Annotated in this window: 10 protein-coding genes; 3 read left to right on the forward strand and 7 right to left on the reverse strand. The window is 62.2% G+C overall.

Annotated features, from left to right (window positions below):
• Positions 1–228 precede the first annotated feature (228 nt).
• The 5 genes from B5D32_RS11065 to B5D32_RS11085 all read right to left on the reverse strand — a co-directional run bounded on the left by B5D32_RS11065 (position 229) and on the right by B5D32_RS11085 (position 4,849).
• A complete protein-coding gene (locus B5D32_RS11065) occupies positions 229–1,125 on the reverse strand; it encodes a GNAT family N-acetyltransferase (RefSeq protein ID WP_159447031.1) in 897 nt (298 codons plus the stop codon).
• Positions 1,122–1,958, reverse strand: a complete 837-nt coding sequence (locus B5D32_RS11070) for an MYG1 family protein (protein WP_078785089.1) — start codon at positions 1,956–1,958, stop codon at positions 1,122–1,124. Before B5D32_RS11070 ends, B5D32_RS11065 begins: the two co-directional genes overlap by 4 nt.
• A 212-nt stretch (positions 1,959–2,170) precedes the next feature.
• Positions 2,171–2,716 carry a phosphodiesterase gene (gene yfcE / locus B5D32_RS11075; protein ID WP_078785090.1) on the reverse strand — a complete coding sequence of 182 codons (546 nt, stop codon included), beginning with the start codon at positions 2,714–2,716 and terminating at the stop codon, positions 2,171–2,173.
• A gap of 12 nt (positions 2,717–2,728) precedes the next feature.
• Positions 2,729–4,045 (reverse strand): ubiquitin family protein, encoded by a 1,317-nt coding sequence (locus B5D32_RS11080; protein ID WP_078785091.1) that lies wholly within the window; start codon positions 4,043–4,045, stop codon positions 2,729–2,731.
• 12 nt (positions 4,046–4,057) lie between these two features.
• A complete protein-coding gene (locus B5D32_RS11085; protein ID WP_078785092.1) occupies positions 4,058–4,849 on the reverse strand; it encodes a DUF624 domain-containing protein in 792 nt (263 codons plus the stop codon).
• Between the two features lie 535 nt (positions 4,850–5,384).
• Between B5D32_RS11085 and B5D32_RS11090 the strand changes: the two genes are divergently transcribed.
• The gene (locus tag B5D32_RS11090) at positions 5,385–6,143 is read left to right on the forward strand and encodes a hypothetical protein (RefSeq protein WP_078785093.1); all 759 of its coding nucleotides are present in this window, start codon (positions 5,385–5,387) and stop codon (positions 6,141–6,143) included.
• A 452-nt stretch (positions 6,144–6,595) separates the two neighbouring features.
• On the forward strand, positions 6,596–7,243 hold the full coding sequence (locus tag B5D32_RS11095; RefSeq protein WP_078785094.1) for a hypothetical protein: 648 nt from the start codon (positions 6,596–6,598) through the stop codon (positions 7,241–7,243).
• Between the two features lie 364 nt (positions 7,244–7,607).
• On the opposite strand, the gene nifJ is transcribed toward B5D32_RS11095, so the two are convergent.
• Both nifJ and tsaA read right to left on the reverse strand, forming a co-directional pair.
• The gene (gene nifJ, locus B5D32_RS11100; protein WP_078785095.1) at positions 7,608–11,147 is read right to left on the reverse strand and encodes a pyruvate:ferredoxin (flavodoxin) oxidoreductase; all 3,540 of its coding nucleotides are present in this window, start codon (positions 11,145–11,147) and stop codon (positions 7,608–7,610) included.
• A 734-nt stretch (positions 11,148–11,881) separates the two neighbouring features.
• A complete protein-coding gene (gene tsaA / locus B5D32_RS11105; RefSeq protein WP_078785096.1) occupies positions 11,882–12,559 on the reverse strand; it encodes a tRNA (N6-threonylcarbamoyladenosine(37)-N6)-methyltransferase TrmO in 678 nt (225 codons plus the stop codon).
• 122 nt (positions 12,560–12,681) lie between these two features.
• Here tsaA and B5D32_RS11110 point away from each other — a divergent pair, with 122 nt between their 5' ends.
• Complete coding sequence (locus B5D32_RS11110; protein WP_333520006.1) at positions 12,682–13,470, forward strand: ABC transporter ATP-binding protein; 789 nt, start codon at positions 12,682–12,684, stop codon at positions 13,468–13,470.
• Positions 13,471–13,508 lie beyond the last annotated feature (38 nt).

Genomic DNA, 13,508 nt, shown 5'->3' on the forward strand with positions numbered 1-13,508 from the left:
GCGGCTTTGGGGCAGATGTTACCTGTATTACAGCCGTAGGGCGGCATGCCCCCATGCCGCCGAAGGTCCGCGTGGCCGCCCGTTTAACGGGTTGCTGCGCAAGGTCGCAGCGGAGGGGTCAAGACCCCTCCCTACGGACTAACGTTCACGGGTGCTTTGTAGGGAGCGGTCTTGACCGCTCCGTGCCCGTGTGCGGCAGCGGAAGTGTCCACGGGAAAGACACCGTCCTTACCCCATCGCCTCCGCAATTTCCGCGTCCGTCAGGGTCTTGCGGACCGGCTGCGGCTCCCCGTCACCTTCGTGCAGAACCATCACCCAGTAATCCAGGTCCAGCCATTGGCCGAACTTGTACCCGGTGCGCTTCTCCGTCGCCATCTTTTTGAAGCCCATCGCGCGGTGGAAATCGTTGCTCTGGCGGTTATTCCCGGCCACAAGGGCAAAGGCGTTGTAATAGCCCTGCGCCTTCAAAAGCGCCAGCAGTGCGCGGTACAGCCGCCCGCCGACGCCCTGACCGACGCAGTCGGGCGCACAGTAGACCGTCGTCTCGACATCCCACGAGTACGCCTCGCGCTCATGCCACAGGTGCGCACAGGCAAAGCCCTGCAGCCGCCCGTCGGCGCTCTCGGCCAGGATAAACGGCGCGTTCTCCCGCACATGGGCAATGTTCGCGCGGTATTCCTCCACGGTGGACGGCGCGTACTGGAAGGTCTGCGTGCCGTGGCGCACGTACCAGTTGTACAGCGCACAGACCGCGGCGGCATCGTCCGGCGTGGCCATCCGCAGGGTAATTTTGTTGTCGGCGGCCCACCGGGCGGCCAGGGCCTCTTTGTCGGCCTTCAGCAGCTTTTTCAGCGCTGCTTCGCGTTTTAATGCCGCACTTTTATCGGCGCATTTCTCTGCGTAGGCCAGGCGCACGGCATCCCTGCCATGGCTTTTTGTGTACCTGGCCCCGCCCTTGCCGCTGCGGTGGGCTTTTAAGCGGCGGGCCAGATCTTTCGTCCAGCCGCCGTACAGGCTGCCGTCCGGGCAGCGCAGCAGGTAGGCCCAGGCGGGCGCGGGGGTCGGCTCCTGCGCCTCGGCGGGGCTGGGGGACGGGCCAAAGCGAATCGGTTCGGCTTCGCTCATTCCTCGCTGACCTTCTTCCCCGCGGCGCGCAGCGTGCGGCGGCATGCCTCGATGGCCGTCGCCTTGTCATCGGCGGTGATCAGGAACCGGCTGGGGTGGCAGAACCGCAGGCCCAGGCCGCTGACCTCGCGCAGCTTGTCCTCGGGCTTGCCGGCCCAGGCCACCGGGAACGGCTGCTTGCTGCGCTTGGTGCGGTGGTCGTTGACACACTGCGCACTGTAGCCGCCGCGCTGGCTGGGGTAGACGACAAAGATTGCGTCGGTCTTGTACAGGCCGTTTTTCCACGGCATGTAGGCGGGCAGCACGACGATGCCGTCCTTCATGCTGGCGTAAGCGCGGCGGACCGTATCGTCGGCGCGGTTCACGGCGTTGGCGGCGGCGATCTCGTTCTCAAGGATCTGCTTTGCCACGGGCACGGCGCGCCAGAAGCACACGTCGGGGTCATCCTTCGAGTCCCACAGCGGGTTGAAACTGCCGATGGCGTCGGCCAGCGAGTTCTGCTCGCCGGTGTTGTCGTTCAGATCCAACGGCTGGATGAAGTTCTCGTCCAGCAGGCGGGCCTGATGCTCACCCACGAGCTGTGCGCCGAGCAGCCGCCACAGCAGACCGAACGCGGCGTAGGGCACGCCGTTGGGGCGGCACTCCCGCGGCTCGGAGTGGTGGTCGAACATGCCGCCGCCGACGTCGTAGACGATGCCGTCGAAGTCATCCGGCACAACGAAGCCCCGCGTCACCTGAATGTCAGGGCGCAGGATTTGTAAAAGGGCGGTGGAAAAAACATCGTCCGCATGGAATTTTCCGCCGTGGGTAAAGCCTTTTGCAGGGATTTTCATAGTATACTCCTCGCGTAAATCTATGGTGTGCCGCGGTGGCCGGGGACCGGCCGCCCTACGGGGTGTCGTGTTATGCTTGCATCGGGGGCATGCCCGGCCCCTACCGCGCTATCATGTTTGCATCGTAGGGAGGGGTCTTGACCCCTCCGTGCGCCTTGCGGCAGCCGCACGGTTCCGCGGAGCGGTCAAGACCGCTCCCTACAAGCTATGTTTTAAAGGGATTCCGTGTGGTACGCCTCCCCGCCCAGCTCCTTCCAGGTAAACACGCCGTTTTCCAGCGTCATATAGCTGTGGGGGGTGCCTGCCTTGGGGATGGAGACCGAGCCGGGGTTGAGATACAGATTATCCGTCCCGAACACCTCCCAGGCGGGGATGTGCGTGTGGCCGTGCAGCAGGATGTCCCCGGGCTGCAGCGGCGGCAGGTGGGCCGTGTTGTACACATGGCCGTGGGTCGCGTAGAGCAGGCGGCTGCCCGCCGTGAGGACCGCGTAGTCGGCCAGCACCGGAAATTCCAGCACCATCTGGTCCACCTCGGTGTCGCAGTTGCCGCGCACGCAGAAAATCTGATTTTTCCGCGCGTTCAGCAGGGCGATGACCTCCTTGGGCGCATAGTCGGGCGGCAGGTCGTTGCGCGGCCCGTGGTAGAGCAGGTCGCCCAACAGCAGCAGGCGGTCTGCGCCCTCACGGTCCCAGGCGGCCAGCAGGTCCCGGCAATAGCCCGCCGCGCCGTGAATATCCGATGCGATCAGCAGCTTCATAGCGTTCTCCTTTTATACCGTCACATCGCCGACGATCATCCGTCCGTCGGTGCCGATGGCGTAGACTGTGTACTTGCGCGGGGTGTCGCCGTGCTCAAGCAGGATACCGCCCTGCGTCGGCTCCACATAGCTGAACTGCCGGTGGGCCGTGGTGGCGTGGGGGTGCTCATCGGGCAGGCTGTAGGCCAGAACGCCGCCCTGCGCACAGAAGTCGTCGGGCAGGGGGTGCTCCTCGCCGTTCAGGTAGAGGCGGTAGATGCCGGGCGCGTCGGTGCCCACGGGGCGTATCCACGCGCTGCACCGGGTACGGCCCTGCGGCGGCGTGCTGGACTTGCGCTGGCGCATCAGCAGGGCCACATTGTCCCACGCGACCATAAAGTCGTCCAGCGGTATCTCGATCTCGCAGCCGAAATCCTCTGCCGCGGCATACGGGTCACAGAGCAGCACCTTGGGTTCGCCGTCCAGCGACGAGGCAAACCCGCGCAGCGCTGCGCAGTGCCGCTCCGGCGCACCGGCGGCGATCTGTGCCGGGGTCGATTGCAATGTAACGACAGCGCCGCACCCGGCGCGGGCCTCGGCGCGCAGCAGCGCCAGGTCCGCGTAGGCCACCCACGCGGGGAAGCCCCACTGCGCCGCCGCGGCGGCGGCAAAGCTCAGGTTTCGGGGGCCGCAGTCATCGGGTGCGCGCCAGTCGCGCAGCACCTGGGCGAACTCCTCAGGCAGCAGATCGGCGCCCCAGCGGTTCGTCAGGCTGGCCAGCGAGATCGCCGCGTCCATCCAGGGCTGCAGCGCCGGGGCGCGGCGGGCCGCCGTGTAGGGCATCAGGTGCAGCCGTGCGTTGACGAGCCGCCCGCGCGCGGGGATGACGTCCACCATCCGCACGCTGGCCCCCAGCAGCATAACAGCAGGGCTCACCTTCTCATTTTTGGAGTAAAGGTAGATGCGCAGCTGCACCGCCGTAGCGTATTTGCTGTCAAGCTGCAAACGGTCAGGCCAGCGCTGCACGGGGCCGCGCGCCTGGTAGGGCGGGCCTTCCCGGTGCAGACTGGGGCTCCACTTGCCAAAGCTGTTCCACGTCGTCCAGTTGCCGTCCACCATGACGCGGACCTGGGCCTCCACCGCCGTGTCCTCGGGCGAGGCCGCGTTCCAGCTGACCCGCAGCGCATCAAACAGCGGCATCGGGATCGGTGCGCTGGTGTAGCAGCCGTAGGGCACATAGCCGCCCTGCACCAGATCCAGCACGATGCAGTTCTGCTGGACGGTCACGTTGTCCAGCTCACCGTGCATGAAGGCTTCGGTGTCCTGCAAAAGGACGGTATTTTTTTCCATACCGGGTCCCCCTTACTGGTCGAATTTGGGCTGGTTCTGCGCCATGCGCTCCTCGATCTCGGCGGCGCGGCGGGCGTTGATCGTTTCCTCGAGCTTAAAGACCTTTTCGAGACCCGGGTAGACGATCATCAGGGCAATCGTGACGGGCAGCCAGAAGCCGAACGCCAAAATCGTCAGGATCGTGGCTGGCAGGTAGAGCAGCGTTGCGCCCCAGTACAGGGCCAGCACCAGCGCCGCCGCCGCGGTGCGCGGGAAGAAGCCGAAGAACATCAGCCCGGCGTTTTTGGCGATTTGGGCAAGCGGCAGATCCACGAGCGGCACCTGCGCCAGCAGCCAGGTGAAGAAGCCCGTGCAGACGAAAATGCCCGCGAAGGAGGCGACCCACAGGGCGGTGCTGGTGTTGCCGCTCTCGGCCTGGGCGCGGAGCATCCAGGCCCAGCTGCCCACAAACAGGCCCAGCAGTGCGCCGGGCACAAGGCTCTGCCGCCAGTTCTGCTTCCAGGCGCGTTTATAGGTGTTCCACCAGTAGCCGGGCTCATCGCGCAGGGCGCGCAGCACGGTATCGATCATACCGGACAGGAACGGCCCGCCGACCAGGCCGCCGACCACACCGCCGACGACAGTCAGCAGCGCGGACCCGGCCATCATGCCAAAGACGGCCAGCGCCGTGCCGGGCAGAAAGCCCAGCACGCAGAGGATGCCGGATTTATACAGCGGCCACAGGTCGCGGCCCAGCAGTTCAAAAAAGCGCGCAATGCCGACCTTACGGCCCTGGACGGGAGTTTCGTTTGTTTCGTTTGACATGACGAGGTTTCCTTTCTCGGCTAAAGTTTTAACGGCAGTCTCCCGGGAGGTTGTTCTTTCTTTTGGCAGCAAAAGAAAGAACCAAAGAAAACTGCCGCTGTTTCGACGCAGCGGACCCGCGACTTGGGGGCTGCACGCCCCCAAGACCCCCAAAGAGGAAGTCGGAAGTCTCGGCGGCTAAACGGACGCAGTATTACTGTCCGTTCTTAACGCCGCCGAGCCTTCCTCCACTTTTGAGTCGGGAGTTCCCCCGAACCCCCGCTGCCGGAAACAGCAGTCCGTAGGGAGGGGTCTTGACCCCTCCGCTGCTTTCCGACCAACTACCGTGACCGGGTCATCCGTAGGGGAGGGATTCATCCCTCCCGGGGCGTTTGCGTTTCCACTCGCTTCCGGCCCGCCCCCGCCTACACTATCACAACTATATCATACCCTCTTTCCCCCGCCGTTGCAAGGCGTGGTCAAAATAAGTTTACAAATTTTCCTGTCGATTTGTGTTATAATAGAAAAAGTATGATAAAAGGAGCGTACCCGCACTATGGCTTGGGTCACAAAGGACAGTACCGAAACTTACAATCAGACGCCGGAACCCCCGCGCGAATATACAAAAAAAGAAAAAGCCGCCAACTGGTGGCACTATCACTGGATGGCCGTGGTCGTGGCCGTGCTGGTCGTCGTGTTCGGCGTGTGGATCATCAAGGACACCGTTTTTCAGACGCGCCCCGACGTGCAGGTCGCTTATGTCGGCACCAGCGACCTGCCCACCGACACCGTCACCGCGCTGCAGGACGCGCTGACGCCGTTCTGCTCCGACCTGAACGGCGACGGCAAGGTCGTTGTGCAGGTGGACAGCTACACCGTTGACTTTGACGCCGCGAATGAGAGCACCGACGCCTACTACCAGATGGCCGGCGTCACCCGGCTGAGCGCCGAGCTGTCGTCCGGCGGCAAGACCTACATTTTCCTGCTGGAGGACCCCGAAGGCTTTGAGGCCCAGACCGGCGCATTGCAATATCTGGACGGCACGGTCCCCGACGACCCCGAGACCACCGACGCCGACTGGCGCGAGATGGTCTACCGCTGGACCGACTGCCCCGTGCTGACCGGGCTGGATCTGGGCGGCTATGAGGGTCTCACCCTGATGGACGACGTCACCGGCACGAACCAGAGCGTGCTGGCGCACCTCTACGTGGGACGCCGCGGCGTCTGGGACGAACAGCAGGTCCCGACTTACGAGGGCTGCGCCGAGCTGTGGGACACCCTGACCGCAGGGGCTGTCTCCACCGCCGCCGAATGAGCCGGGCGCTGCCGCCCCTGAAGGGGCATCTGCGCAAAAAGATGCAGCCCCGGCCCAAAACGCCGCCCCTGCCGGACAACCCCTACAAGCGCTTTTTCACGGAAAATCGCAGTTTTGAGGAGCTGGCGAGGAAGCGAAAGCTGTAACTTCCAAGCCTTCCCCCAAGGGACTGCGCCCGCAGGCGCGTGTCGGAGCGCAACCGCCGTAGGCGGCTCTTAGCGCGGAGACTGAAGGTGGCGCCGCAGCGCCGGATGAGGGGGAAGTTTGCCTTATTGCCCGTTTTTATAGCAGCCACGTAAGCTTTGCCCTCATCAGTCCGCTTCGCGGACAGCTTCCCCCAGATGGGGAAGCCTTTTTTCTGTCGCATCCCACCCGGGATGCGACATTTTTTATATTTCCCATTCGCTACAATAAACTATGCAACAATTTTTGTAACGGAGGGATTCCCAACTATGCTGCAAACTCTCGAACGTACCAACATCTTTGACGCCCGTGTACTTACCGCCGCCCATGCCGATGCCCTGCGCGCGTTGGCCGGGCCGGGCGGGCTGCCGCTGCTGCCCTGCCTGCACCCGGCCTTGGAGGAAGGCCAGATCGTCGGCGACTACGCCGGGCAGGACGAATTGCAGGCCGCCGCCGCGCTGCTGCCGCTCTACGCCGAGGACCCGCTGCCCACAAGTCTGCGTGCCGCAGGCTACGGGGCCGACGGACAGGGTGCGGTGCTGACGCCGCCCATACTGCGCGAGGATTACACGCAGCTGCGGCATTTTCTGCGGTTGGCGCTGCGCTGGGCCACCGAGCGGTACGCCAGCTACCATGTCTGGGCCGTGCTGCCGCTGGACTTGGAACACCCAGAGGCGTGTGATGATCTGTGTGCGCAGTATCTCTCGGCAGGGCTGACGCTGCGCGGGATGCGGCCCATGGTCGGGGCCGACCAGATGCTGATTTTTTCAGCGCACGGTCTTGTGCAATGGCGCGACCCGCTGCGCCGGTGCCATCTGGCTGACCCGGCCCTGCCGCGGGTGCTCGAGCGCGGGTACGCCGCCGCGGATTTCGGCTGGGGGAAGAACGGGCTGGAGCTGGTGTTGAGGCCGGTGTGAAAAAGGAAAACGAACGGCCACATGAACCTGCGGCGGGGTGAGGGCACCCCGCCCTACGCACAACCGGGAAAGGGGATTGTAGGGCGGCCTGCCCACAGGCCGCCGCGGAGGTTTTCGTCGGCGGAAAGCTGCCGGGTCGTCGAGGACGCCGACCCCTACAGAATAAACCATGTAAGAGGCTGCACCAGCAGGTGCACGGGAGGGGTGAATTCCTCCCCTACAAATTGAAGATTAAAGCGATACAGCGGCGAAGTTGCGGGCCGGGCATGCCCGGCCCCTACAGCTCTACAAAAAAAGTGCCCCACGCATTTCTGCGTGGGGCACTTTTTATGTAGCTTTAGCCGTTAAGCAGCCCTTGCACAAATTACTTGTACAGGTCGACCAGCTTGGTCAGGTGCTCGTAACGGGCATCGGCGGCAGCCTGGTTCTTCTCGAACAGAGCCTTGGCGCGATCCGGGAAGGCGCGAGCCAGACGGCTGTAACGAGTCTCGTTGGCCAGGAAGTCCTGATACTTGCTCATGTCGCCGGCCTTGGAGGTCAGGGTGAACGGGTTCTTGCCCTCGGCCTTGGCAGCGGGGTTGAAGCTGAACAGGTTCCAGTAACCGGCAGCAACAGCCTTCTTCATCTCGTTCTGGCAGTTGGTCATGCCGCCCTTGACACCGTGCAGCTCGCAGGGAGCGTAGCCGATGATCAGAGACGGGCCGGGATAAGCCTCAGCCTCGGCGATGACCTTGACAGCCTGAGCCATGTTGGCGCCCAGAGCGATCTGAGCAACATAGATGTAGCCGTAGGTCATGCAGATCTCAGCCAGAGACTTCTTGCTGATCTCCTTACCGGCAGCAGCGAACTGGCAGACCTCACCGATGTTGGAGGCCTTGGAAGCCTGTCCGCCGGTGTTGGAGTACATCTCGGTGTCGAAGACCATAACATTGACGTCGTGGCCGGAAGCCAGGACGTGATCCAGGCCGCCGTAACCGATGTCATAAGCCCAGCCGTCGCCGCCGAAGATCCAGAAGCTCTTCTTGGCCAGGTACTGCTTGTCCTTCAGGATCTCCTTGGACTCGTCGCAGCCACAGGCCTCCAGGGCAGCGATCAGGGCCTTTGCGGGCTCGTCGTTAGCCTTGGTGTTGTTCTTGGTCTCCAGGAACTTGTCGATGACAGCATCCAGCTCAGCATTCTTGCCCTTCAGGGCCTCAACCTTGGTGATCAGGTTCGCGCGGACGGTCTCATAACCGATCTGCATGCCCAGGCCGTGCTCAGCGTTGTCCTCGAACAGGGAGTTGATCCAGGCGGGGCCGTGACCGGACTCTTTGTTGGTGGTGTACGGGCTGATAGAAGCGGTACCACCCCAGATAGAGGAGCAGCCGGTGGCGTTGGAGATGAACATCTTCTCGCCGAACAGCTGGGTGATCAGGCGGGCGTAAGAGGTCTCGGCGCAGCCAGCGCAGGAGCCGGAGAACTCAAGCAGCGGCTGGTTGAACTGGGAACCCTTGACGGAAACCTCGGAAACAACACCGGGGACGTTGTCCTTCTTGCGGATGTTCTCGACGCAGTAGTCGAAAGCAGCCTGCTGCTCGGACTGGCTCTCCTGCGGCTTCATCTCGATAGCGGCAGTCGGGCAGACGGTGACGCACTCGCCGCAGCCCATGCAGTCCAGAGGAGACACGGCCATGGTGAACTTGTACTCGCTTGCCTTGGGCTTGGTGTCGGCCAGCTTGGTGGAAGCGGGCGCAGCCTCAGCCTCGGCAGCAGTCAGGCAGAACGGACGGATGGTGGCGTGAGAGCAGACGAAGGCACACTGGTTGCACTGGATGCACTTCTCGGCGTTCCACTCGGGAACCATAACAGCCGTGCCGCGCTTCTCGTAAGCGGAAGCACCCTGCTCCCACTCGCCGTTGACGTTGCCCTCGAAGGCGGAGACAGGCAGGCTGTCGCCGTCCATACGGGAGATGGGCTCCATAACGTCGCGGATCTGCTTGACCAGAGCCTCGGGTCCCTTCAGGGCCTTCGGAGCCGGATCAGCAGCGGGGTTGGACCAGGAGGCGGGGACCTCGACCTTATGGACAGCGTCCAGGCCGGCGTCGATAGCCTTCCAGTTCATCTGGACAACAGCGTCGCCCTTCTTGCCGTAGCTCTTCTTGGCAGCGGCCTTCATGTACTCGACGGCATCGTCGATGGGCATGACGTCGGCCAGCTTGAAGAAGGCAGACTGCAGGATGGTGTTGGTGCGCTTGCCCATGCCGATCTCGATAGCCTTGTCGATAGCGTTGATGGTGTACAGCTGAATGTTGTTGTCGGCAATGTACTTCTTGTCGGCAGCATTCAGGTGCTCATCCAGCTCGGCATCGGTCCACTGGCAGTTGATCATAAAGACGCCGCCCGGCTTGACATCCTGGACCATCTTCATGCCCATGTGGATGTAAGCGGGGTTGTGGCAGGCCACGAAGTCAGCCTGGTTGATGTAGTAGGGGCTGCGGATGGGCTTGTCGCCGAAACGCAGGTGGCTGATGGTGACACCGCCGGTCTTCTTGGAGTCATACTGGAAGTAAGCCTGAATGTACTTGTCAGTATGGTCGCCGATGATCTTGGTGGAGTTCTTGTTGGCACCGACAGTACCGTCGCCGCCGAGACCCCAGAACTTGCACTCCTTGGTGCCGGGGGCGGAGGTGATGGGAGCGGGCTTGACCTCAGGCAGGCTGAGGTTGGTCACGTCGTCGGTGATGCCGATGGTGAAGCGGGACTTCGGAGCGTCCTTCTCCAGCTCGGTGTAGATAGCAAAGACGCTGGACGGCGGGGTGTCCTTGGAGCCCAGGCCGTAGCGGCCGCCGGTCAGGACGACGTCGTTCATGCCGGCCTCACGCAGGGTGGTGGCGACATCCAGGTACAGGGGCTCGCCCAGGGAGCCGGGCTCCTTGGTGCGGTCCAGAACGGCGATCTTCTTGACGGTCTTGGGCAGGACCTTCAGCAGGGCGCTGGAGACCCAGGGACGGTACAGGCGGACCAGAACCAGGCCGACCTTCTCGCCCTTGGCGGTCAGGTAGTCAACGACCTCCTCTGCGACGTCGCAGATGGAGCCCATGGCGATGATGACGCGGTCAGCATCCTCGGCGCCGTAGTAGTTGAACAGGTCGTAGTTGGTGCCCAGCTTCTCGTTGATCTTGGCCATGTACTTCTCAACAACGGCAGGCAGAGCCTCGTAAGCGGGGTTGCAGGCCTCACGATGCTGGAAGAAGACGTCGCCGTTCTCGTGGGAACCGCGCATCTTGGGGTGCTCGGGGTTCAGGGCCTTGGCACGGAACTCCTCGACAGCCTCCATGTTGCACATTTCCTTCAGATCCTCGTAGTCCCACTTCTCGATCTTCTGGATCTCGTGGGAGGTACGGAAGCCGTCGAAGAAGTTCACGAACGGAACGTGGCCCTCGATAGCGGACAGGTGGGCAACGGGAGACAGGTCCATGACCTCCTGCGGGTTGCTCTCGGCCAGCATGGCAAAGCCGGTCTGACGAACGGCCATAACGTCGCTGTGGTCACCGAAGATGTTCAGGGACTGGGTAGCAACGGTACGGGCAGAAACGTCAAAGACGCAGGGCAGCTGCTCAGCGGCGATCTTGTACATGTTGGGGATCATCAGCAGAAGACCCTGGGAAGCGGTAAAGGTGGTGGTGATGGCACCGGTACCGAGAGAACCGTGGACAGCGCCTGCGGCGCCGGCCTCGGACTCCATCTCAACAACCTTGACCTGGTTGCCGAAGATGTTCTTCAGGCCTGCAGCGCTCCACTGGTCAACGGTGTCGGCCATGGGGCTGGAGGGGGTGATGGGGTAGATGGCAGCCACATCGGTGAATGCATAAGCTACATGCGCCGCAGCGGTATTGCCGTCCATAGACTGTTTAGCTCTGGGCATTTTCTTTCCTCCGTTTTTATTAGAGTTTTGCATTATAGAGCTGTGCGGTTGTCAGGGCCGCACAAATCCTGCGTCATTTGGCACATGCCCCATTCTTGCTCCGGGCATAGTTCCAGACAAACGCTTTTGCATAGCTTTATTGTACCAAAAAACCCCCCTTTTCGTAAAGGGGTTTTGTTCAGAAAGTTGCACATATTTTTAGAGTTGTTGTGTGCATTTTGACCACAATGACGAATAAGGCGGTTTTTAGGGCGTTTTGGGGTACGGTTTATGGGACAGTGTTCCGGATGGTGGAATCTTTGCCCGGGAACGGCAGCCTCCCGGGAACCCGCTTTCTTTTGACAGCAAAAGAAAGCTCGCAAAGAAAACTGCCGCTGTTTCGACGCAGCGGACCCGCGACCAAGGGGCTGCACGCCCCTTGGATTCCCAAAGAGGAGGTCGCAGAGGGCGCGGGCTAAACGAAAGCAGTATTACTTTTCGTTCTTAACGCCCGCGCCCCCTGCTCCGTTTTAAAACTCGGGTGTTCCCCCGAACCCCCGCAGGGGAAAAGGCCCCCTTGTCAAAGGGGGCTGTCACCGTTAGGTGACTGGGGGATTCCGACGGGCCTTGTGTCGCCGCTCGTCAACGGTCACCTGCCGTCAACCCCCTGAACCCCCCCGGCCTGCTTCGCGGCCACCTCCCCTGTGAGGGGAGGCTTTTCTCGCGTCCTTCGCCCACGCAAAAAACATCCTTTTTTACAAAATCTCCCGCACCGTCAGCACATCCCCGTCCACGCTGAACTTTACCTTATTCTCCCCGAAATCCAGCGTGTACACCCGCTCCGGGTCGTGCTGGTAAGCGGGGCGGGGGTCGTTTTTCAGCACACCGGACAAAGCGGCGCGCTTGTTTTCCGGCACTTTGCACAAAAGCGCGTCGGGACAAACCACCTGCAAAGCGTATTCCTTTGTCGTATCAGTGAACCCGCCCCGGGCGTCGGGGTAGGCGTCCACATAGGGCAGATACGGCTTGATGTCGAAGATCGGCGTGCCGTCCAAAAGGTCCGCGCCGCGGACGATCAGCTCGCCGTTTTCGACGCCCGCCAGCTCCACGCAGGAAAGCCCCAGCGCGTTCGGGCGGTAGGGGCTGCGGGTTGCAAAGACGCCGCGGCGCTCGTTGCCGCCCAGGCGCGGCGGGCGCACGGTGGGCCTCCAGCTTTTGCCCGCGGCATACTCCGCCGCCACGGTGGAAAACTGCCAGATCAGCCACAGCCGGTCATACCCCTCGATGCCGACCAGCGCGTTCGGGTCGCGGTATTCCGGCTCAAACACGATGCGCGCCGTCAGCTCCGGCACCAGCCCGCTCTGCCGCGGGATGCCGAATTTATCCGTAAAATCCGTGCGGATATGCGCAATCGGATGAATTGTGTACTCCATGGTAACGTCTGCCCCCTTTTTGTCGTCTATTATATAGGAAAGGAACAGATTTTACAACTTCCCCATCTTCCCACCATCGTCGAAATATGGTACAATATGTGGTATATTGCACGTAAGGAGGTGTGCGTTTGGCACCAATCATCCGTACAGAGAAGCTGCGCAAGGTCTATGCCGTCGGCAAGGAGCGCGTCGTTGCGCTGAATAATGTCGATCTGTCGATAGAAAAGGGCGAGTTCTGCTGTATCGTCGGCCAGTCGGGCAGCGGCAAGTCCACGCTGCTGAACCAGCTGGCCGGGCTGGAAAAGCCGACGTCCGGCAAGGTATACATAGGAAAGCACGAGATCAGCAAAATGACCGAGAACGAGTTGGCCGAGTTCCGCCAGCAGCACCTGGGGTTCATTTTTCAGAGCTACAACCTGCTGCCCACCATGACGGCGGCGGAGAATGTCGCCCTGCCGCTGATGTTCAAGGGTGTGGACAAAAAGACCCGTCTGGCCCGCGCCCGCAAAGAGCTGAAATCCATGGGTCTGCTGGGCCGCGCCAACCACCTGCCCACCGAGATGAGCGGCGGCCAGCAGCAGCGCGTCGGCATTGCCCGCGCGTTCGTCAGCAGTCCCAAGGTCATTTTTGCCGATGAGCCGACAGGAAACCTCGACTCCCGCACAAGCAAGCAGGTACTGTACCGTATGCTGGAAATGTCCAAAAACAGCGGTGTCACGTTCGTTATGGTCACTCACGAGCCGGAGCTGGCCGAGTGCGCGGACCGCATTGTGACGATCCTGGACGGCAAGGTCTGCTCCAACGTCGTGCAGGACGAGGAGACGAAGAAGAAAAACCGCGACGCCCTTTTTGCCGATCTGGAAGGGAATCTGGATATTGGCGGGGAGGCAGCGAAGGAACAGAAAAAGTAATAAGCCTTCCCCCTTGGGGGAAGGTGCCCGAGGCCCCG

This window comes from Gemmiger formicilis (genome assembly GCF_900167555.1).
Taxonomy (GTDB): domain Bacteria; phylum Bacillota; class Clostridia; order Oscillospirales; family Ruminococcaceae; genus Gemmiger; species Gemmiger formicilis.

What these genes read in the sequence shown, in the direction of transcription:
- yfcE (WP_078785090.1), bottom strand. Translation starts at nt 2,716, where the DNA reads ATGAAGCTGCTGATCGCATCGGATATTCACGGCGCGGCGGGCTATTGC.
- tsaA (WP_078785096.1), bottom strand. Translation starts at nt 12,559, where the DNA reads ATGGAGTACACAATTCATCCGATTGCGCATATCCGCACGGATTTTACG.
- B5D32_RS11090 (WP_078785093.1), top strand. Translation starts at nt 5,385, where the DNA reads ATGGCTTGGGTCACAAAGGACAGTACCGAAACTTACAATCAGACGCCG.
- B5D32_RS11070 (WP_078785089.1), bottom strand. Translation starts at nt 1,958, where the DNA reads ATGAAAATCCCTGCAAAAGGCTTTACCCACGGCGGAAAATTCCATGCG.
- B5D32_RS11065 (WP_159447031.1), bottom strand. Translation starts at nt 1,125, where the DNA reads ATGAGCGAAGCCGAACCGATTCGCTTTGGCCCGTCCCCCAGCCCCGCC.
- B5D32_RS11080 (WP_078785091.1), bottom strand. Translation starts at nt 4,045, where the DNA reads ATGGAAAAAAATACCGTCCTTTTGCAGGACACCGAAGCCTTCATGCAC.
- B5D32_RS11095 (WP_078785094.1), top strand. Translation starts at nt 6,596, where the DNA reads ATGCTGCAAACTCTCGAACGTACCAACATCTTTGACGCCCGTGTACTT.
- B5D32_RS11085 (WP_078785092.1), bottom strand. Translation starts at nt 4,849, where the DNA reads ATGTCAAACGAAACAAACGAAACTCCCGTCCAGGGCCGTAAGGTCGGC.
- nifJ (WP_078785095.1), bottom strand. Translation starts at nt 11,147, where the DNA reads ATGCCCAGAGCTAAACAGTCTATGGACGGCAATACCGCTGCGGCGCAT.